Source organism: Myxococcus sp. CA039A, from assembly GCF_013336645.1.
Lineage (GTDB): Bacteria > Myxococcota > Myxococcia > Myxococcales > Myxococcaceae > Myxococcus > Myxococcus llanfairpwllgwyngyllgogerychwyrndrobwllllantysiliogogogochensis.
The window spans coordinates 1-18,556 of record NZ_JABUMQ010000102.1 but is presented as its reverse complement, the minus strand read 5'-3'; the positions used below and the strand labels follow the sequence as shown (position 1 = coordinate 18,556).

20 protein-coding genes are annotated in these 18,556 nt (G+C 66.6%); 7 read left to right on the top strand and 13 right to left on the bottom strand.

Annotated elements, in window-relative coordinates:
- Positions 1-174 precede the first annotated feature (174 nt).
- The 3 genes from HR086_RS18630 to HR086_RS18620 all read left to right on the top strand — a co-directional run bounded on the left by HR086_RS18630 (position 175) and on the right by HR086_RS18620 (position 5,244).
- Positions 175-1,884, top strand: coding sequence for a serine/threonine protein kinase (locus tag HR086_RS18630; RefSeq protein WP_373564323.1), 1,710 nt, complete (start codon positions 175-177; stop codon positions 1,882-1,884).
- Positions 1,885-1,980: 96 nt separating this feature from the next.
- Positions 1,981-2,946 (top strand): glutathione synthase, encoded by a 966-nt coding sequence (gene gshB / locus HR086_RS18625; RefSeq protein WP_174460344.1) that lies wholly within the window; start codon positions 1,981-1,983, stop codon positions 2,944-2,946.
- 417 nt (positions 2,947-3,363) lie between these two features.
- Entirely contained in the window at positions 3,364-5,244 is a 1,881-nt protein-coding gene (locus tag HR086_RS18620; RefSeq protein ID WP_174466285.1) for a PHB depolymerase family esterase, read from the top strand.
- Positions 5,245-5,297: 53 nt separating this feature from the next.
- Here HR086_RS18620 and HR086_RS18615 read toward each other — a convergent pair whose 3' ends face one another.
- Together HR086_RS18615 and HR086_RS18610 are read right to left on the bottom strand one after the other, a co-directional pair.
- Complete coding sequence (locus HR086_RS18615; RefSeq protein WP_174466284.1) at positions 5,298-6,611, bottom strand: TIGR02270 family protein; 1,314 nt, start codon at positions 6,609-6,611, stop codon at positions 5,298-5,300.
- A complete protein-coding gene (locus tag HR086_RS18610; RefSeq protein ID WP_174456084.1) occupies positions 6,608-7,072 on the bottom strand; it encodes a DUF4150 domain-containing protein in 465 nt (154 codons plus the stop codon). Before HR086_RS18610 ends, HR086_RS18615 begins: the two co-directional genes overlap by 4 nt.
- A 145-nt stretch (positions 7,073-7,217) precedes the next feature.
- Here HR086_RS18610 and HR086_RS49425 point away from each other — a divergent pair, with 145 nt between their 5' ends.
- Positions 7,218-8,324, top strand: coding sequence for a hypothetical protein (locus tag HR086_RS49425; RefSeq protein WP_174466283.1), 1,107 nt, complete (start codon positions 7,218-7,220; stop codon positions 8,322-8,324).
- Between the two features lie 7 nt (positions 8,325-8,331).
- Here HR086_RS49425 and HR086_RS18600 read toward each other — a convergent pair whose 3' ends face one another.
- From HR086_RS18600 to HR086_RS18580, 5 genes are read right to left on the bottom strand one after another with little or no spacing between them, the layout of a single operon-like run.
- Positions 8,332-8,916 carry an imm11 family protein gene (locus HR086_RS18600; RefSeq protein ID WP_141648255.1) on the bottom strand — a complete coding sequence of 195 codons (585 nt, stop codon included), beginning with the start codon at positions 8,914-8,916 and terminating at the stop codon, positions 8,332-8,334.
- Positions 8,917-8,941: 25 nt separating this feature from the next.
- A complete protein-coding gene (locus tag HR086_RS18595; RefSeq protein WP_141648256.1) occupies positions 8,942-9,289 on the bottom strand; it encodes a hypothetical protein in 348 nt (115 codons plus the stop codon).
- 7 nt (positions 9,290-9,296) lie between these two features.
- Entirely contained in the window at positions 9,297-9,881 is a 585-nt protein-coding gene (locus tag HR086_RS18590; protein ID WP_174456087.1) for an imm11 family protein, read from the bottom strand.
- 29 nt (positions 9,882-9,910) lie between these two features.
- Positions 9,911-10,495, bottom strand: a complete 585-nt coding sequence (locus HR086_RS18585; RefSeq protein ID WP_174456088.1) for an imm11 family protein — start codon at positions 10,493-10,495, stop codon at positions 9,911-9,913.
- A gap of 21 nt (positions 10,496-10,516) precedes the next feature.
- Positions 10,517-11,389: an AHH domain-containing protein gene (locus HR086_RS18580; protein WP_174456089.1), complete on the bottom strand. Its 873-nt coding sequence runs from the start codon at positions 11,387-11,389 to the stop codon at positions 10,517-10,519.
- A 102-nt stretch (positions 11,390-11,491) separates the two neighbouring features.
- Between HR086_RS18580 and HR086_RS18575 the strand changes: the two genes are divergently transcribed.
- Complete coding sequence (locus HR086_RS18575) at positions 11,492-12,286, top strand: hypothetical protein (protein WP_174466282.1); 795 nt, start codon at positions 11,492-11,494, stop codon at positions 12,284-12,286.
- Between the two features lie 208 nt (positions 12,287-12,494).
- Here HR086_RS18575 and HR086_RS18570 read toward each other — a convergent pair whose 3' ends face one another.
- Positions 12,495-13,559: a DUF2169 domain-containing protein gene (locus HR086_RS18570; protein WP_174466281.1), complete on the bottom strand. Its 1,065-nt coding sequence runs from the start codon at positions 13,557-13,559 to the stop codon at positions 12,495-12,497.
- Positions 13,560-13,634: 75 nt separating this feature from the next.
- On the opposite strand from HR086_RS18570, the gene HR086_RS18565 reads away from it, so the two are divergent.
- Positions 13,635-14,459 (top strand): tRNA1(Val) (adenine(37)-N6)-methyltransferase, encoded by an 825-nt coding sequence (locus HR086_RS18565; protein ID WP_174466280.1) that lies wholly within the window; start codon positions 13,635-13,637, stop codon positions 14,457-14,459.
- 4 nt (positions 14,460-14,463) lie between these two features.
- Here HR086_RS18565 and arsN2 read toward each other — a convergent pair whose 3' ends face one another.
- From arsN2 to HR086_RS18540, 5 genes are all read right to left on the bottom strand, one after another.
- Positions 14,464-14,910: an arsenic resistance N-acetyltransferase ArsN2 gene (gene arsN2, locus HR086_RS18560; protein WP_174460355.1), complete on the bottom strand. Its 447-nt coding sequence runs from the start codon at positions 14,908-14,910 to the stop codon at positions 14,464-14,466.
- Positions 14,907-15,308, bottom strand: coding sequence for an arsenate reductase ArsC (locus HR086_RS18555; RefSeq protein WP_174466279.1), 402 nt, complete (start codon positions 15,306-15,308; stop codon positions 14,907-14,909). Before HR086_RS18555 ends, arsN2 begins: the two co-directional genes overlap by 4 nt.
- A complete protein-coding gene (arsB, locus tag HR086_RS18550; protein ID WP_217441857.1) occupies positions 15,305-16,375 on the bottom strand; it encodes an ACR3 family arsenite efflux transporter in 1,071 nt (356 codons plus the stop codon). Before arsB ends, HR086_RS18555 begins: the two co-directional genes overlap by 4 nt.
- 7 nt (positions 16,376-16,382) lie before the next feature.
- Positions 16,383-16,748, bottom strand: a complete 366-nt coding sequence (locus HR086_RS18545; protein ID WP_174456241.1) for a metalloregulator ArsR/SmtB family transcription factor — start codon at positions 16,746-16,748, stop codon at positions 16,383-16,385.
- Positions 16,749-16,844: 96 nt separating this feature from the next.
- Positions 16,845-17,801 carry a hypothetical protein gene (locus HR086_RS18540; protein ID WP_174466277.1) on the bottom strand — a complete coding sequence of 319 codons (957 nt, stop codon included), beginning with the start codon at positions 17,799-17,801 and terminating at the stop codon, positions 16,845-16,847.
- A 178-nt stretch (positions 17,802-17,979) separates the two neighbouring features.
- Between HR086_RS18540 and HR086_RS18535 the strand changes: the two genes are divergently transcribed.
- Positions 17,980-18,513 carry a DoxX family protein gene (locus HR086_RS18535; RefSeq protein WP_373564322.1) on the top strand — a complete coding sequence of 178 codons (534 nt, stop codon included), beginning with the start codon at positions 17,980-17,982 and terminating at the stop codon, positions 18,511-18,513.
- Positions 18,514-18,556 lie beyond the last annotated feature (43 nt).

The following is an 18,556-nucleotide window of genomic DNA, read 5'->3' as shown; positions in this document are numbered from 1 at the left end:
GCTGATCCACGCCACCGTTTCTCCACAACCCACCCCCCGCTATCCACAGGCCATCCACAGGTCGCTGGTGGATGAGGGGGCGACCGTGCGTGACGGTGCATTCTCACCGCACGTCCGCGCCCTACAAGCCTGTTATCCTCCGTTGCGGTGCTGCTCCGGTGTCGGGGCGCTGTCGTGGAGGTTGCACCCATCGATTTCTATCGGGGCGAGCGCATCGGGAAGTACGAGGTCGTCACACAACTGTCCGTGGGTGGCATGGCCGAGCTGTTCCTCGGCTTCACCTCGGGTCCGGGTGGCTTCCGTAAATACGTCGTCGTCAAGCGCATCCTGCCGGACGCTCGGGACAACGAGCAGTTCGAGCGGATGTTCCTGGACGAGGCGCGCATCACCGCGGCCTTCAACCACCCGAACATCGCGCAGGTGTTCGACCTGGGGCAGGAGGAGGACGGCCTCTACCTGGCGATGGAGTTCATCGCCGGGCAGAACCTGAACCAGATTACGAGCGCGTGTCTGCGCAGCCAGCAGCCGGTGCCGCTGGGCTTCACGCTGTCGGTGGCGCGCGACGTCTGCATGGCGCTGCACTACGCGCACACCTTCACCGCGCCCTCGGGCGAGCCCAGCCCCGTCATCCACCGCGACGTCGCCCAGAAGAACATCATGGTGACGTACGACGGCATGGTGAAGCTGCTCGACTTCGGCATCGCCAAGGCGAAGGGCAGCCTGGAGCGCACGCACGCGGGCACGGTGAAGGGCACCACCGGGTACATGTCCCCGGAGCAGGTGCGCGGCGACAAGCTGGATGGCCGCAGCGACCTGTTCTCGGTGGGCGTGATGATGCACGAGATGCTCACCGGCGCGCGCCTGTTCGCGGGCAAGACGGAGCGCGACGAGATGATGAAGATTCTCGAGGCGCCCATCCCCTGGCCCTCGCACGTCACGCCGCACGTGTCCGAGCAGATCTCCAAGGTGGTGATGCAGTCCCTGGAGCGCAGCCGTGAGAAGCGCTTCGCCAACGGCCGGGACATGGCGCGGGCGATTGAAGCGGCGGCGGGCTCGCTGATTCAGGACGCGGACCACCGCGGCTCGCTGATGAAGGAGCTGTTCACGGAGCGGATGGCGGCCACGCGCGCCCTGCTGGAGAGCGCGGACGGTACCGCCAACAGCCTCATGCTGGAGGCCGCCAAGCGCGCCCTGCGTGGGGACGACGGGCCGTACCTGCCGGTGCGCGAGAACCAGGCCACGCCGAAGACGGGCAACCCCTCCGTGCCGGGAGCCAAGAAGGTCTCTCGCAAGGTGTCGACGGTGAAGCCCCGGGCAGGTCAGCCCCCGGCGGACACGGACCTCACGCCTGGACAACGCCGGGGCTCGAACATCCTGTGGGGCCTGGTGCTGCTCGGCATCCTCGGGGGCGGTGGCTACGGCGCCCTGCGCTTGAGCAACGCGCTGGACGCGACGATGGAGCCCGTCGTGGAGCTGAAGCCGTACAACTCGGGGCTGCCCATCTTTCCGGAGCCGGGAGACGGTGGCGCGCTGGCGAAGGCGCCGGAGCCGGTGAAGAAGCCGGAGCCGGTGAAGAAGCCGGAGAAGGTCCGGACGACCTCATCGCGTGAGGACGAAGACGAGGACAGGAAGCCGGAGCCCGCCGTCGTGAAGTCCTCGCGGGGGATGGGCAAGCTGACGTTCAGCGTGCATGGCGACAAGGCGCCCCTCAAGGTGGACGGCAAGGATGCGGGAGAAATCCCCGTGTTGGGTCTGTCCCTGCCGGCGGGCACGCGCACCCTGAAGGTTCGCGACCCCCAGGGGAAGTGGCGCACCCTCAGGGTGGACATCGTCGCGGGAGAAGCGACGACCCGCAGATTCGATAGCTGGCAGGATTTGCCGTAGGGCGACGCGGGCTCGCTCGCGCCCCCCATGAAGCTGGGGATGTGACACGCGGTCCTGTTATCTTCGCGCACCCTTTCAATCACCTTCGACGAGACTATGGCCGCGCTCACCATTGGCTTCCTGATGGACCCGCTCGAGACCGTGCGAGTGGACCATGACTCCACCTTCGCGCTGATGCTGGAGGCCCAGAAGCGCGGCCACCGGGTGCTCTACTTCGAGCAGGGCTGGCTGCGGTTCAACGGGCGCTGCGCGGAGGCGCGCATGCGCCATGTCACCGTGCGCCGGGAGCTGGGCCGGCACTTCGACGTGCTCGACGAGGCGACGCATCCGCTGTCGAACCTGGACGTGCTCTTCCTGCGCAAGGACCCGCCCGTCGACTCTGAATTTCTCCATGCGACACAGCTGGTGGAGCTATGTCAGGGCCGCAAGCCCGTCTACATCAACGACCCGGCGGGCATCCGGGATGCGAATGAGAAGCTCTTCGCCCTGCGCTATCCGGACCTGATGCCGGACACCCGCATCACCCGCGAGCTGCCGGTGCTGCTGGACTTCATCGCGCGCAACGAGGCGGGCACCATCCTCAAGCCCATCGACGGCTTTGGCGGCAAGGGCATCCTCTTCCTGTCGCGGGGTGACAGGAACGCGCGTTCGGCCGTGGAGCTGCTCACCCAGGGAGGCCGCGAGGCCGTCGTCGCGCAGGCGTACATTCCGGAGAGCCGCCTGGGCGACAAGCGCATCCTCCTGGTGGATGGCGAGCCGGTGGGCGGCGTCTTGCGAGTGCCGTCCGGAGACGACCACCGCGGGAACATGGCCGCCGGTGGGACGCCTCACAAGGCGGTGCTCACGGCGCGCGACTTGGAAATCTGCGAGCGGCTCAAGCCCGAGCTGCGCAAGCGCGGCCTCCTGCTCGTGGGCATCGACGTGCTCGGCGACTACCTCACCGAGGTGAACGTGACGAGCCCCACGGGCCTGGTGGAAGCCAACCACCTGGATGGCGTGTGCGTGGAGGCCCGAGTCATCGACGTGGCCGAACGCCTCGCCGCCGAGCGCCCCGCGTCCTGAGTCCGAGCTCGGTGCTCGGCGCCTGGTGCTCTGACGAAGAGCACAGGGCATGAGGTGCCCTGCCCCGCCGGTCCGTGGACCCCAGAGGTCCGCGCTCGGCTGGGGAAAGGCGGTCCTGTCACCGGGTGGCGCGCCGAGAGGCCCCGGAGTCGTCCTGGTGGAGGTCGGCTGCCGTGAGCCTGACGGAGGACGTTGTCTCGGTGTTTCGCGGGTGACGGCAGCCAGGGTCGGATTCCCGAGCGGAACGTGAACTGAAGAATGGTTCATGTTTCATGGAAATTCGACGCAGTGCATAAAATGAATCCTGGTTCATATTTCACCGTCGAGGCGACGCGGCGCGCCTTGAACCCGGGAGATGCGGGGGAGTCACGTTGCGGCCCGTGGCCGTCTTTTCCCCCCGGCGGCCCGGGAGGCACCATGTCCTCGCAGCGTCCCCGATTCACTTCGACGTGTTCTCGATTCACCCTCGCCGCGTGGTTGTTCGCGGGAGCCGTGGGCTGTGGTGGGCTCGACGCCGAGCCCTCCGTGCTGGCCGAGCCGGAGCTGGGACAGTCCGAGCTGGGGCTGACGCAGGTGACGGGCTTTGGCAGCAACCCGGGCAACCTGGCGATGTATCGCCACGTGCCGACGGGTGTGGCGGCGAACGCGCCGCTGGTGGTGGTGCTCCACGGCTGCACGCAGAACGCGACGGGCATGGAGCTGAGTGGTTGGACGGCGGCGGCCAACGTCTACAAGTTCTACGTGGTGTATCCGCAGCAGGCGAGCGGCAACAACGCGACCAGTTGTTTCAACTGGTTCGAGCCGGGTGACATCGCGCGTGGCTCGGGCGAGGCGCTGTCCATCAAGCAGATGGTGGACGCGATGAAGGCGGCGTACTCCATCGACGCGTCGCGGGTGTACGTCGTCGGCTTCTCGGCCGGTGGGTACATGGCTCCGGCGCTGCTCTCCGTGTATCCGGACGTCTTCTCCGCGGGGGCCATCAACGCGGGAGGGCCGTACAAGTGCGCCACGTCGATGAACGCGGCGTTCTCGTGCATGAGCCCGGGCACGGACAAGACGCCCGCGGCGTGGGGGGATTTGGCGCGGAGTGGCTACGCGGGCTACACGGGGCCGCGTCCGCCGGTGTCCATCTGGTACGGGACGAGCGACTTCACCGTCCGGCCGATGAACGGCACGGAGGCGATGGAGCAGTGGACCAACGTTCACGGCATCGACCAGACGCCGGACACGACGGAGACGGTGTCTGGCTTCCCGCACAAGGTCTACCGCGACGGCGCGGGCCGGGCGCTCGTCGAGACGTGGGAAATCACCGGCATGGGTCACGCGGTGGCGTTCGACGCGCAGTACAACTTCCCCGGGAGCACCACGGCGTGTGGCTCCACGGGCGCGTACGTGACGGACGCGAACATCTGCGCCGTGTATCACCAGGCGAAGTTCTTCGGCCTCACCGGAGGCGGTGGCGAGCCGAGCGGTGACACCACGCCGCCCACGGTGAACGTGACGTCTCCGGCGAGTGGGACGACGGTGAGCGGCGCGGTGAAGGTGGTGGTGAGTGCCTCGGACGCGGTGGGTGTCGCGCGGGTGGAGCTGCTGGTGGATGGCAGCCCGGTGGCGACGGCCTCGGCGGCGCCGTACGAATTCACATGGAACAGCCAGGGCGTGGGGAACGGGGCGCACACGCTGGGGGCTCGGGCGTATGACGCCGCGGGGAACCAGGCGACGGACAGCGATACCAGCGTCACGGTGAACAACACGGGGACGCCGACGCCCACGACGGCGAGCTTCACGAGCATCGCGGCGGAGGATGGCTACCTGAAGGCGAACGCGGACGGCAGCGCGGCGGTGCTGGGGACGCTGACGAACCTGGCGCTGGGGCGTGGGACGGATGGGAAGTACAACCGCTCCTTCGTCTCATTCGACACGTCGAGCCTGCCGGATGGGGCGACGGTGACGCGGGCGTATCTCACGGTGAGCTACTCGTCGGGCTCGGGCGACGCGTGGTCGACGCCGGCGGGGAACACGGTGGTCATCGACGTGAAGGCGGGGACGTTCAACGCCGCGTCCACGGAAGTCACGGACTGGGCGGCGGCGGCCGATGCGACCGCAGTGGCGAGCATCGACAAGTTCGCGAGTGGGGCGAAGGCCTCGGCGGACTTCAGCGGCGCGGGCCTGGCCTCCATCAACCGGACGGGGAGGACGCAGCTTCGGCTGCGCTTCAGCCTGGAGCAGACGGCGACGCAGTACCTGTTCGTGAAGGACTCGACGAACGCCGTGCTCACCGTCGTGTACACGCCGTAGCGTGAAACGGAGGGGACGGTGGTGTGCCCACTGTCCCCTCTTCCGCCGTGGATTCAGCGGCTCTGCAGCCGGTTCCAGCCGCGTGTGAGCTGTGCCACCAGCGTCCGCGCCTGCTGTCGCTGCGAGAGGCTCCACAGTCGGGGCTCGATGAACAGCGCACCGCCGCTGCGCAGGGCGACCTCCCAGGCGAGCGCGGGACGGCGTCGCATCGGCTCTGTCTCCAGGGCCGTGGCCAGTCCCTCCGCCGTGAGACGAGTACCCCGCAGGTAGCGCTCCGTCTGAATCAGGCTCGCACGTCGCCCCGCCCACCAGTGCTCCACGGCGTGGGCATCCACGCGCCCAGGAAGGACTCGGGGCCCGGGCAGCGTCTCGCGCAGGTCCTCTGGTGCGGGAGCCTCGGCGTCCTCTTCCTCCTCGGCCGCGTCTTCCTCGGAAAGTTCCTCCAGGATGAAGGGCGGTGCGAGCGGAAGGCCGGTGATGGCGGCGAACGACGAGGCGGCGAGCAGTCCCCAGTCTTCGTCATGAAGCAGGGGGAGCAAGGACTCCGCCGCGGCGGGCTTGCCGCTGAAGCCCAGTGCCCAGATGACCTCCTCGCGGACCTGCTCATCCGCGAGCCGACCCACGAGGTCCGCGAGGTCCTTCGAGTCTCCCGCCACGGCCAGCGAGAGCAGCCCCGCGCGCGGAGTGGGCTCCTGGGACGCGGCCCGCTCACGAGCCACGGTCCAGGCGTCACGTGAACCGAACAGCAGGCCCACCTCCAGCGCGGCGTCTCGCACCAGGGCGCTGTCGTGGCCTAGCGCGCGCTTCACCTGGGTGTCGCCCAGGGCGGTCCGAGGCACGTAAGGCAGGGCGCGGAGGACCTCGGCCTGAAGGGCGTCATCCCCGTTCAACGTGTCGGGCAAGGCGAGCCGCTGGAGTCGTCTCGCTCGGACGATTCCCGCCTGGACCTCGGGGGGAAGTCCCGGCAGTCGCTTCAGGAAGGCCGCGTGGAGGTCATCACGCGCGAGCAGCTCCAGCGCGCGAAGGATGCCGGGGCCTGCCTCATCGGGAGTGGTTTCGAGGGACTTGAAGACAGCGTCGTGCCCGCTCGGGTCTTCGGAGGAGAGCAGCACCCAGGTGGCGACGGCGATGCGAGCGGGCTCCTCGGAGGCGAGGGCGGGCACGAGGAAGCGTCGGGCCGCGGGAGGACCGCCCAGGACGAGCGCATCCAGATGGGCGAGCAGGCGCCCCTCGTCTCCGTCCGAGACTTCCGAGAGGGTGAGCTCCGGACTCCAGAGGGCCTGTTCCCACTGCGTCCAGAGGAACTCGGCCTCTTCGAGGTGATGTTCGAGCAGCTCCCAGCGAACGGTGGGCCGGCGAATCTTCACAGCTCCTTTTCGCAGACCAGGCACTTGGCCTTCATCTCGTCCTGGCCGAGCGCGACGACAGGCCCCTGGAGCAGCGGCGCGGGCGGGGTGTTCTTGTCGTTGTGGAGCATGAGGTCGAAGGTCCGGGCCACGCTCTTGCCTTCGAACTTCACGTCGAAGGAGTAGTTGACGAACTCGGCCTTGCCCTTGGTCTTGCTGGAGGCGACGCCGCCGCCCGCGGAGCCAGCCTCGTCACCGCTGCTGGTGCTGAAGTTGGAGTCCTCGACGCAGACGGGCTTGCCGTCCACGGAGACCTTCTTCGTGCCCTTCGCGGTGTCGGAGGACATGGCGATGTTGGGGTACGGGATGGGGACGGGGCCGGCGGGGCTGGGCGTCTTGCACACGTCCGGGAAGGCGATGGTGTTCCCGTTGGTATCCTTGTGGACGACGGACAGCTTGTTGACACCGACGGTCGCGCTCATGACGGGTGACTCCTGACGAGGCCGGGGCCTCGTGTGTCTCAAGCCGAGTGTATCGCTCCCGGAGCGCTGGTACGAGCGGGGGTGGTGGTTCGTGGTGACGCCTCGTGGAAGACTCTGTTTTCAGGCGACGGAGGCCGAGGCGCGCATGGTGGGATGGGTCCAGGTGATGGGAATGTCGTCGTCGTTGGGGGGGCTGGTGCCCGCCTCGGCGGCGTTTCGAGCGGGGATGGCCTGGCCATCGGCGGCGCCCGACTTCGAGGTCTTCCTGAAGGGCGACGAGGAGCCGAGCCCCGTTACGGTGCACGCGGCGGGAGACGCCACCCTGGGTTTCTCCGGAGTGGGGCGGCTGGTGGCGTTGCTGGCGGAGGCGCTGGTGGACCTGGGAGCGCGGGAGGACCTCCGGGCGCTGGGGCCGCACGTGGGGCTCTACCTGGTGTTGCCGGACCCGGAGGCTCGGGGTTTCACGACCCAGAAGGACCCGTTCGAGGAGGACCCGGACGAGGCATCGGAGCGCATCGCGTTGCTGGTGGACCGGCTGGTGAAGGGGACATGGCAGGCGTTGGGCCTGCCGGCGTGGAGGGGCTCCGTGAAGGCGTTCCACGCGGGGAACGTGGCCTTCGCGCAGGCGCTGGCGGCGGCGGGAGAGGACCTGCGAGGTTCGAAGGTGGAGCGTGCGCTGGTGTGCGCGGTGGACAGCTTCGTCTCGCCGGAGACGCTGACGTTGTTGCACCAGCGGGAGCGGCTCAAGACGCCAGGGATGGCCACGGGGTTGATGGCGGGAGAGGCTGCGGTGGCGCTGTTGCTGGTGCGTGAGGCGCCGGTGGAGCCGAGCCTGGCCGTCGTGAGGGTGGCGCAGGGGCGTGATGCGGCGACGCTGGATGGGGAGCAGCCGCCGGATGGGCAGGAGCTGACGCGGCAGGTGCTCGCGGCGCTGGGGCCATGGGGGGCGGAGGCGTCCGCGCCGTTGCTCGTGTCGGACCATGATGGCCAGTACGCGAGGGCGTTCGAGTGGGGGATGCTCCAGGTGCGCCTGAGGGACACGGATGCCCGCTTCGAGCGAAGCGCGGTGTGGATGCCGGCGAAGAGCTTCGGACACACGGGAGTGGCATCAGGGGCCGTGGCGACGGCGCTGACGTTTCGGGCACTGGAGCGGGGCTACGCGCCGGCGCCCATGGTGCTGGTGCTCTCCTCGGCGGATGCGGGGGAGCGGGCGGCAATCCACCTGACGGCGGGGCGCAAGCGGGGCACGTAGGCGGGGCTCAGAGCTCCAGGCCATCCCAGCCTTCGGCCTCATAGGTCCTGAAGCCCGTCAGCCCCGCCTGTTCGAAGGCGGCGAGGACGTCTTCGCGAATGAGGATGAGGCGGAGATACGTGGTGCAGCGGAACATCATGGCCTGTGGGCTGATGGTTCCAGGCTTGAGGACGAGATTGTTGATGCGATCAATCTGGTCCTTCGCAATGGCATCCATCCTGTAGTCAGAGCGCTCCAGGTCGATGGCATCTTCGGCGCCCTGCAAGTTGAGGAAGGCGTAATCCGGGCCGACGACACTTCCCTGTTGGTCCTTGACCACGACGGGGAGCCACTCGGCGTTGGTGACTTCCAGTGACTCGATAATCTTGCGGGCCCGTCCTGAAACCAGGAGGCCGCTCATCAGGTTGGGCTGGAAGTCGTAGAGGCTCCGGTCGTCGGGGTAGTTGTCCGAGAAGGAAACCTCGCCTCCCATGGGGAACTCTCTGGCGAGGCTGATTCCTTTCGAGAACTTCCATTTCGTTGGGCTGCCACGAGGGTATTCGTCGACGAACCCCGCTTCCACGGCCATGACCTTGAAGACGAAGTATTTCACAGCCGGTCCTGTGATCGAGCGCGCTTCATGATTCTTCTTCGGACTCTTCCATCCAACGAAGGAAGCGCATGGCGCCCACCAGTGCGAGGACGGGTTCCCCCTCTTCATCACTGAAGCGGATGGCGTCATGTTCGTCCGACAGGCTGACCTGGATGCAGTACATGGCCATGTCCTTGCCGGGTCGGACCAGGTCCTTCATCCGCGCGTCGATGACGCGAGAATGCAGTTCCAGAACCTCGGTGTAGACCTCGTCCAGGGGAAGCAGAACCCCGCGGACTCCCTCGCGCGCTGTGACGAAGCACGGCACCTGTTCCTCGAGGATGCGAGCAACGATGTCAGCGGGCTGTTCTTCGATGCAATTGGCTTCGAACATGATGAACTCAGATTTCCACGCCGTCCCAGCCTTCGGCCTCATAGACCCTGAAGCCCGTTAGCCCAGCTTCATTGAAGGCAGCGAGGACGTCTTCTCTAATGAGAGTGAGGCGGGTTTCCGTCGTGCAGCGGAATATCTTGGCCTGAGGGCTGATGGCATCGGATTTGAGTACAAGCTTCTCGATGAGGCCAATCTGGTCTTTTGCAAGATGATTTATATCGTAGACGGAGCGGGCCATGTCGATGGCATCTTCGGCACCCTGCAGGTTGAGGAAGGCATAGTCGGGACCAACGACGTTGCCTTTGTGGTCCTTGACCACGACGGGAAGCCACTCGGCGTTGGTGACCTCCAGCGATTCGATGAGCTTGCGTGCCCGTCCTGAAACCAGGAGGTCGCTCATCAGGTTGGGCTGGAAGTCGTAGAGGTTCCGGTCATCAGGATAGTTCTTGGAGAAGGAGACCTCGCCACCCGTTGGAAACTCCTTGGCGAGGCTGATTCCCCTGTCGAACTTCCAATCCGTCGGGCTTCCACGCGGATAACTTTCGATGAACCCTGCTTCTTCAGCCATGACCTTGAAGACGAAGTAGTTCATGGGCGTGACGGACTTGGTTCTCGGAAGAATCAAAGGTTCAGGCCGTTCCAGCCTTCAGCATTGTAGACCTTGAATCCCGTCAGGCCCGCCTGGACGAAGGCGGCATGGACGTCCTCACGAATGAGAGTGAGACGGCGCTGCATGGTGCAGCGAAACATCTTTGCCTGGGGATTGATGGCGTCGTATTTGAGGGCCAACTTCTTGACGCGGCCGATCTGATCTTTCGCCAGGGAATCCATCCTGTAGACAGAATTTTCCATGTCGATGGCAGGTTCGGCACCCTGCAAGTTGAGGAAGGCGTAGTCGGGGCCAACGACATTGCCCTTATGGTCCTTGACGACGACGGGCAGCCACTCGGCATTGGTGAGTTCCAGCGACTCGATGATTTTGCGTCCTCGCCCTGAAACGAGGAGATCGCTCATCAGGTTGGGCTGGAAGTCGTAGAGGTTCCGGTGGTCAGGATAGTTATCAGAGAAGGACACCTCGCCACCCATGGGAAACTCCTTGGCGAGGCTGATGCCTTCATCGAACTTCCAGTCAGTAGGGCTCCCTTTGGGATACTCATCAATGAACCCTCCTTCGACCGACATGACCTTGAAGACGAAATACTTCATAATGACTCCTTTTTCCTTATCTCAGTAAAGAGAGCCCCACTCATAGCGGCTCTTTGCTTTCTTGTCTTTCGGGGCATATCTCACAAGCGGATGTTTGTACTCTTTGCCCGCCGTGACGGTGGCGACGACAGCCCTGCTCAAATCGACGAGAATGTCCCAGTAGTCGTCTTCCAATTCTTTTAATTTGTTGAATATATCCGTGACCAAGAGTCCGTGGTCTTTCTGTTTATCAATCTCCTTCTGTAGGTTCTTGGCGATGACTTTCATGTCCTGCATCACCTGCTGCGTGTAGTTGGGATGGTCGCCCGGGTGTTGCAGGAGCGCGTGGACCGGCACTGCCCATGCCTGGTCCGGCAACATGATGATGTTGTGACCGTGATTCAGGTTGTACTCGGACTGGAGAATCAGCCGGAGCTGCTGGTACGTGAAGGCGGTCCCGCTCTTCAGCTCGTAATAGAACGCCGAGCCCGGGAGGATGTGGTGGGCCTCCCATGCGTACGGGTACTTCTGAAGCGCGGGCTTCTTCTCCTTGTCCTTCGCCCTCGGATTGAAGTTCTCCGGCGGTCCTCCCGGGAACTCCGCTGTCTCGCGCACCATGTCCCGGATTTCATCCAGGTGCGGATGGTCGAACACTCGGTACACGCCGCGCCCGTCCAGCGACGCGATGTAGTTCGAGCCGTTCTGCGCATAGTAATTATCCTTGCCGAGCACCCCGCGCGGCTGCGCGTTGCTGTCCACGTGGTCCGCGTCGTCCGCAGACTCCTCCGCTGGCTTCGGCTTCTTCTTATTCGCTTCCTTGGCCGCCGCGTACTTCCGGTCCCGGCTTCGCTCGAAGATGGCCAAGAGGCGCTGCGACAGCGCCGTGTTCATCTCGTTCGCACTGAGGTTGCTCATGCGCACACCCACCTGGAGCGAGGATGGCGCAAGGTCGCCACCTCTTGACGTCAATGCTGCCCGAAGGCTCGTTTCCAGGCTACGCTCACCCGCACTTCTCCCATGGCTCGCCTGATTTCCCTTCGCGCTGACGCGGCTGACTCACTGGGTGAAAAACTGAGCCGGTTCGACCCCGGTGCCGACCGCCCCAGTCTCCTCACCCGGCTTGACGGTATCTCCCTCGACCTGCACCTCATCGCCGTCGCCACCCTGCTCGTCGACGGCAACCCCCAGGGGTTCTTCCTCAACCTCTGCCGAATGGCCGAGAACGCTCGCCGCCTCCACCTCCTCCTCGAGGCTCGCGGACTCCCTCCTCCCCCAGCCCGGCGCAATCCCCCCCTGTTGGGTGCCCTCGCCGCCGGCCACTTCCCCCTCGCGGAGGCTGTCGCCGCCACCTCCAGCACCCAGTGGCAACAGGGCGCCGAGTACGAGGACGAGTTTCTCTGGGCCTCCACCCTCCAACTCCTCGCGCGCACCCCACCCGCCTCGTCCGTCGCCCTGGAGCGCGCGCTCGTTCCCCTGGAGAAGGTGGGCAAGGAGCCCTACGCCAGCCGCGTCGCCGTCGCTCGGGCCCTGGCCTCCGCCGACCGGACCGCCTTCGCAGAGGCCTTCGCCACCACGTGTCTCGAGTACGGCCTCTCCACCGAGAAGCGTGCCCGCTCACTGTCGACGCCCGTGACGTCCTTCGCGCCACATCGGTTCATCTGGCTGGAAGGACTCGCCCTGCTGCGGCTGGCCGAGCGCGCCGGCATCGCTCCCGAGGACACCAGCTTCCGCTATTGCCCTCCCCTCGCCCGCGTTCCCATGACGGTGACCTACACAGGCGACTGGGCCCTTCAGACAACTCCGACTGGGTAGCCCGCGTCACCGCGGACGATGGGCTGCCCGGCGACGCCCGCTCTCGGTTGTCACCCCGGGCCGGCGTGATGACGGAAACGAACCTCGCCGCGCCGGCGCACGTCACCCCAGCCCAACAGATTGCCTGCGAGGGATCTCTGCCGCGCCGTCGCGCGTCACCCCAGTCCGACGGGTTGCCCGGGAACGAGCCCCTCCGCGCCCTCGGACGTCACCCCGTCCCGACGGCTTGCCCGGGGACGAGCCCCTCGGCGGCGTCACACGTCACCTGGATGGAACGCAGCTCTGTCGGCTCGCGCTGCAGGGTGAACGTCCCTCGCCACACGAGGAACAGCTTCATCGCATCCGTGTCGATGACGACCGTGTCCAACTTCAACTCCAAATCCGCGTCATCCAATCCCCGTGCTCGCGGTGCCAGCACCCGTGGCGCCGCCAGCGCGGGCAGCTTGAAGCCCATCACCCCCCCAGGCGCCACGTGCGCGAGCAACACGGACTCACCGCCCCGTAGGTACTCCGTGACGAGTTGGTCCTTGGGCGCCCCATTCAAGAATCGCCGGTCGAAGTCCTTCGGCAACAGCGGGCTGCGCGACTTGCGCCACGCGTCGTCATACGTCCCCGCATAGGACGCGCGCGGTTGCCAGTGCGGCTCGATGAAGCCGAACCCCGTGGGCGTCGGGCACTGGCCCCACATCTTCAACACATCCGTGGGCGACTCCAGATTCGGCAGCCGGAGCCCTTCCTCGAACCGACTCCCCTTGGCTCGAAAGCCCGTGCCCAGTGGATTACGAGGCTCGAACGTGTGTTTCGCGGCGTCCTGCGCGCTCTTGTCCCAACCCCCGAAGGACCGCTCGTAGCGCAGGGGGATGCGCTCGAACGCCAGCGGCTGGGTGATGCCGATGCCACCCAGGCTCTTGAACCACGTCCTGTCTCCCACCACGCGCACCTGCTTGTGGATGGGCCCGACATGCAACTCCGCGAGCAACTCGCGCGTCCCCACCTTGGGCGCATGCGCGTGTCCCAGCAGCACCACGTCCGTGCCGACCTTGGTGAACGCGCTCTCGGGCTCCAGGCGCGGGCTGGAGGTCTCTGCTCCGTCCCAGCGCTCACCCGCGACCATCAAGGGCGCCTGCTCCTCCGCGAGCACCGGCGCACCGCGAGGCTTCAAGTCGAACGTGGCCTTCACCACGGGCACGAACAGGGGCCGCAACACCTCATCGGTGAGGAACAGGGGCTCGAAGATGAAGGGGGTGCGATTCTCGGTGGACGGGTGCCCCATGTTTCATCTCTATCAGTCCTCGTGAGCCCGTGACAGGACACCCGTGCCACCCCAGTGGACGCGTGTGCGACGCGGATGCAAGCTTGCGGGACTCACCCCGTGACACCCTCCCACCTTCAGCCCGGCCCGGACGAGACGCTCGACTCCATCGGTACGGCGGGCGTGCGCGTGTTTCAACGACGCAATGGCTACCGCTTCACGCTGGATGCCGTGTTGCTCGCGCACTTCGCGGCCACCGAGTCTACCCCGAGCCCCGCGAGTCCTGTCCTCGAACTGGGCGCGGGCAGCGGCGTGGTGTCATTGCTCCTGGTGAAACAATTCGGCCTGGGGCCCGTGGATGCCCTTGAACTCCAGCCCGCCGTGTTCGCTCGGCTCACGCGCGCGGTGGCGCTCAATGCCTGTGAGGCCCGGGTGCGGCCGGTGCTCGGGGACCTGTGTCGCATCCGGGAGTTCGTCACCAGCGGCGCCTACGGCCATGTCGTGTCGAACCCTCCCTTCCGAGTCGCCGACGCGGGAGTCCGCAGCCCGGATGACGAGCGCGCCATCTCCAAGTCCGAGGTGGCCTGTGATGCCCAGGCCGTCATCACGGCGGCGCGTTTCGCGCTCACTCCCGGGGGACTGGTGAGCCTGGTGTATCCCGCGGCGCGCGCGGCCGAGGTCCTTGGGTTCCTGGCCCAGGCGAAGCTGCATCCTCGCGTCCTGCGCTTCGTCCACTCGCGCGTGGATGCCCCCGCGACGCGGTTTCTCGTGCAGGCCGTGCGTGACAGGGACAGGGGCCTCACCGTGCGCCCACCGCTCGTCGTCCACGGTGAAGGACCCGGAGGCTACGCCCCCGAGGTCGCCGCGCTGATGGACCCGCCCCTCGCGGAGCAGGCACCGCCTCCGAACGAGAGCGACTGAGCGGCTACCCGACCGGAGGTGCGGTGCGGCGCATCACCACGGCGCTGGCGGGACACGCGCCTCGAAGCTCTTCGGAGGCCTGGAACTCGGGAGGGAGGTTGGCTCGCTCGATGCGAGTGAACCCGAAGCGCGGGAAGTAGTCCTCCGCCGTCGTGGTGAGCAGGAACACCGTGCCGATTCCCTCTGCCTCCGCCTTCTGGACCAGCCGGTGAATCAGCTTTGCGCCCAGCCCCTGTCCCTTCCGCGCGGGGGCGATGACGACGGAGCGGAGCAAGGCGCCGGTGGCGTACACCTCGAGACCGGCGGCCCCGACGATGGCTCCCTCGTGTTCGGCGACAAGGAACGCGGGCAGGTGGCGTGCGACTCCCTGGAGCGGAAGTCCCGCCGAGGTCAACAGGGCTTCGACAGGGCCCAGGTCCTCGGGTCGGGCAGGCCGCAGCGTGACAGTCATCGTGACCACTCCTCTCGGGACAGGAAGTCGACCACACGGGCACGGACTTCGTCTCGAATCTCGCGCACCCGCTCGACGGGCTTGCCCTTGGGGTCTTCCAGCGGCCAGTCGCCTCGCTTCAACCCCGGGACGACAGGACACGCATCGCCACACCCCATGGTGACGAGCCACTGGGCGTCTTGCGCCAGCGCGTCCGTGAGGAGCTGGGGCCGAGCCGTCGACAGGTCGATGCCTACCTCCGCCATGGCGGTGCGCACCTCGGGATGGACCTGCGTTCCCGGGTTCGTTCCCGCCGAGAGGGCCCGTGCCTTGGTGGGGTCCGCCATCGCGTTGAAGAAGGCCGCCGCCATCTGCGAGCGCCCCGCGTTGTGGACACAGGCGAAGATGACGAGGTTCATGTCGAGGCCTCTGGAAAGAATCCGCGCCGGAGCCACAGCGACAGATAGACGAGGGAGATGAGCGCGGGCACTTCAATCAAGGGCCCCACCACGCCCGCGAGCGCTTCGCCCGAGGCCATGCCGAAGACACCCACCGCGACGGCGATGGCCAGCTCGAAGTTGTTGCCCGCCGCGGTGAAGGAGAGCGAGGTCGTCTCCTCGTAGTTGAAGCCCAGCTTTCGCGAGACGAAGAAGGCGCTCGTGAACATGACGGCGAAGTAGACGAGCAGCGGCAGGGAGATGCGAACGACGTCCAGGGGAAGGCGCATCATCTTCTCGCCCTGCATCGCGAACATGAGGACGATGGTGTACAGCAGCCCCAGCAGCGCCGTGGGCCCCAGTCGCGGGAGGAAGCGCTGCTCGTACCACGCCTCGCCCTTCCACTTCGTGAGCACCCCGCGAGTCAGCGCGCCCGCCACGAGTGGCACCCCGAGGAAGATGAGCACGCTCCGGGCGATGCTCCACATCGACACGTCGAACACCGCTCCCGTCTGGCCGAACCACCCCGGGATGACGGTGAGGAAGAGCCAGCCGAGCACCGAGTAGAAGAGAATCTGGAACACCGAGTTGAGCGCCACCAGGACGGCGGCCACCTCGTTGCTTCCACAGGCGAGCATGTTCCAGATGAGGACCATGGCGATGCAGCGAGCCAGTCCGATGAGGATGAGGCCGTTGCGATAGTGGGGCAGGTCCGGGAGGAACAACCACGCCAGGGCGAACATCAGCACCGGGCCCACGACCCAGTTGAGCACCAGCGAGGTGGCGAAGAGCTTGCCCCGCGTCTTCAGTTGCCCGAGCTCGCCGTAGCGCACCTTCGCCAGCACCGGGTACATCATCCACAGCAGCCCCAGGGCGATGGGCAGTGAGACGGTGTCCAGCTTCACCGTGTCGAGCCGCGTGCCCAGGTCCGGGAATGCTCGGCCCAGGCCGATGCCCAGGACCATGGCCGCGACAATCCACACGGGCAGCAGCCGGTCGAGGAGGGAGAGCTTTCTGGCGACACCGACGGGGACTGTCGGCGAACTCATGGGGGCCTCAGGTGCATGCATCGGGGCCACACGCCTTGAGCAGTCGCGCCACTTCACGGCGAATCGCATCCCGGGAAGCAAAGGCCGCGACGAGCGCCTTCACCTGGGAGTCGCACAGCGCATCCAGTTGAGGCGAGAGCCGGTAGTACACCCAGCTTCCTTCCCGTCGTGACTCAACGAGGCCCGCGGCCTTGAGGACGGCGAGCTGCCGAGAGGTGTTGGACTGCGGGAGTTCGAGCGCGCGCTCGAGGTGACAGACGCACAGCTCCGAATGCGACAGGAGCGCGATGATGCGCAGGCGCGTCTCGTCCCCCAGCGCCTTGAGGGTCCGACTCAGTGGACGGACTTCGAGAGTCGAGGCTGTGACTGGCATGATGACATGATAATATTCGAATATCGTCATGTCGGCAATCGAAACTCCCGTGTCAGGCGGGGGAGGCGTGCCTGGGTGCTCGGACAGGTGACTCGGCTATTCGGCGCCCAGGGGCTTCGTGTTCGTCACCTGGAGGCCGCCACCCTCCGACGCGGTGATGAACACCTCGCTTCTCGCCGGCACGTCGAGTGTCAGGCGGCGCTGCTGCTTGCCCAGGGTGAACATCACCTTCAATTCGCGCCGCCCTGGTTTCACGTCCTGGATGACTCCACCCGAGCCTCCTTCGTCACCCTTGCGAGCGCCGTCCAGTGACACCTCACAGGACTTGAGACAGCGGACATGGAGACGCGAGGCGTCCGCGAGTCCCGCCTTCTCACGGGCCTCTTCGACATCCGCGAGCGCCCAGTGCTCCGTGAGGATGACCCGGCCCTTGGAGTCCCCCTGATACCTGGCCTCCGTGCCCGCGGGCACGTCGATGTAGCTGGCGAAGAGCTTCCGCTGGAGCAGCTCGGCTGTGCCCTCCACTCGGCGCTTGCCGGGCTCCACGTTCCGGAACTCCCAGGTCCGCTCGTCTCGACGCGTTCCCCTTTGCCCGTCGAGCATCACCGCGCAGTCTTCCAGACAGCGCACGATGGCCACGCTCTTCGCGGTGGAAGGTGGAGGCGGCGGCGGGCTCGGGGTGCGTTCGGAGACGCGTGCGACTCGCGAGCTCCCCTCCACCCACTCAGGAGTGCCGGGTGAGGAGGTGCTCTCCTTCCTCACGACGATGCGCTGGTTGCTGACGAGATAGACGGTCGCCAGGGCCGTGTCGGGGATGTCCGCGAAGCCGCTCGCCAGGGGCCGGCCCAGCACACCCGTGGCCTCCACGCGCCGTGCTCCCGGGGCGATGCCCTGGAACTCCCAGAGGGCCTCGTTCACTCGACGTCCTCGCTTCCCGTCGAAGACCACCGTGCACGTCTCCGTGCAGCGCACGCTCACGGTGACGCCTTCTTGCGCGAGGGCCGGAGCGGACAGCGACAACGCCAGGGACAGGAACACGTCGCGGAGGGCCATGGACTCGCCAGTCTGGCGCCGGCCGTGCTCCGGGTCGAGCCACCTTGATTGGTGGCCGTGAAGGGCGGAGCGGAGCGGCCGTGGGTCCGCCTGCCCTCCGAGGGAGGGGAAGGTGGCCACCCGTGCGACGCGCGCGGTCCGTTCCCAACGTACCCAGGTTTCCCGGATGGGCCCATGCATGGCCCTCCAGCAAGGAGAACAGGGCATGAACGCGGTGATGCTGACCGAGCAACCCGACATCCTCAAGGCGGCGGCCTTGCTGCCTCCGCGCCTGTCACTTGGCTCGACGATGGTGGTCCATGGGCTGGCCAAGCTGCGCAAGGAAGGCACCGAGCAGCACGCGGGCTTCTTCGAGCAGCTCGGGCTCACTCCCGCCCGGCCCCTGGTGCTGGCCACCGGCGTGACGGAGGTGCTCGCGGGTGTGAGCGCCATCCTGGGCTTCGCCACCCGGCCCGCCGCGTTGGCGGTGCTCGTCACCCAGGCTTTCGCCATCGCCAAGGTGCATGGCTCCAAGGGCTTCGACAACACCAAGGGCGGGTACGAGTTCAACGTCGCGCTGTGTGCCATCGCCCTCGGGTTGCTGCTGCGTGGACCGGGTCAACTGTCGGTGCACAGCGCCGTGGAGGGGCGGGTGAAGCGCAAGGAACTGCGTCGGCTGAGGCTGCTGCCTCGTCAGCGCCGTCGGTCCTGGCTCCTGGACCTGCTCGGCTAGGGGGCCCGTGGGGGGAGTGAGGGTGCCCGGTGACGCACATGCC

Bases quoted from the DNA above. Each gene is read 5' to 3' on its own strand.
- gshB (WP_174460344.1), top strand. From the start codon at position 1,981: ATGGCCGCGCTCACCATTGGCTTCCTGATGGACCCGCTCGAGACCGTG.
- HR086_RS18620 (WP_174466285.1), top strand. From the start codon at position 3,364: ATGTCCTCGCAGCGTCCCCGATTCACTTCGACGTGTTCTCGATTCACC.
- HR086_RS18610 (WP_174456084.1), bottom strand. From the start codon at position 7,072: ATGAGCGCGACCGTCGGTGTCAACAAGCTGTCCGTCGTCCACAAGGAT.
- HR086_RS49425 (WP_174466283.1), top strand. From the start codon at position 7,218: ATGGTGGGATGGGTCCAGGTGATGGGAATGTCGTCGTCGTTGGGGGGG.
- HR086_RS18595 (WP_141648256.1), bottom strand. From the start codon at position 9,289: ATGTTCGAAGCCAATTGCATCGAAGAACAGCCCGCTGACATCGTTGCT.
- HR086_RS18590 (WP_174456087.1), bottom strand. From the start codon at position 9,881: ATGAACTACTTCGTCTTCAAGGTCATGGCTGAAGAAGCAGGGTTCATC.
- HR086_RS18585 (WP_174456088.1), bottom strand. From the start codon at position 10,495: ATGAAGTATTTCGTCTTCAAGGTCATGTCGGTCGAAGGAGGGTTCATT.
- HR086_RS18580 (WP_174456089.1), bottom strand. From the start codon at position 11,389: ATGAGCAACCTCAGTGCGAACGAGATGAACACGGCGCTGTCGCAGCGC.
- HR086_RS18575 (WP_174466282.1), top strand. From the start codon at position 11,492: ATGGCTCGCCTGATTTCCCTTCGCGCTGACGCGGCTGACTCACTGGGT.
- HR086_RS18570 (WP_174466281.1), bottom strand. From the start codon at position 13,559: ATGGGGCACCCGTCCACCGAGAATCGCACCCCCTTCATCTTCGAGCCC.
- HR086_RS18565 (WP_174466280.1), top strand. From the start codon at position 13,635: ATGCAAGCTTGCGGGACTCACCCCGTGACACCCTCCCACCTTCAGCCC.
- arsN2 (WP_174460355.1), bottom strand. From the start codon at position 14,910: ATGACTGTCACGCTGCGGCCTGCCCGACCCGAGGACCTGGGCCCTGTC.
- HR086_RS18555 (WP_174466279.1), bottom strand. From the start codon at position 15,308: ATGAACCTCGTCATCTTCGCCTGTGTCCACAACGCGGGGCGCTCGCAG.
- arsB (WP_217441857.1), bottom strand. From the start codon at position 16,375: ATGAGTTCGCCGACAGTCCCCGTCGGTGTCGCCAGAAAGCTCTCCCTC.
- HR086_RS18545 (WP_174456241.1), bottom strand. From the start codon at position 16,748: ATGCCAGTCACAGCCTCGACTCTCGAAGTCCGTCCACTGAGTCGGACC.
- HR086_RS18540 (WP_174466277.1), bottom strand. From the start codon at position 17,801: ATGGCCCTCCGCGACGTGTTCCTGTCCCTGGCGTTGTCGCTGTCCGCT.
- HR086_RS18535 (WP_373564322.1), top strand. From the start codon at position 17,980: ATGGCCCTCCAGCAAGGAGAACAGGGCATGAACGCGGTGATGCTGACC.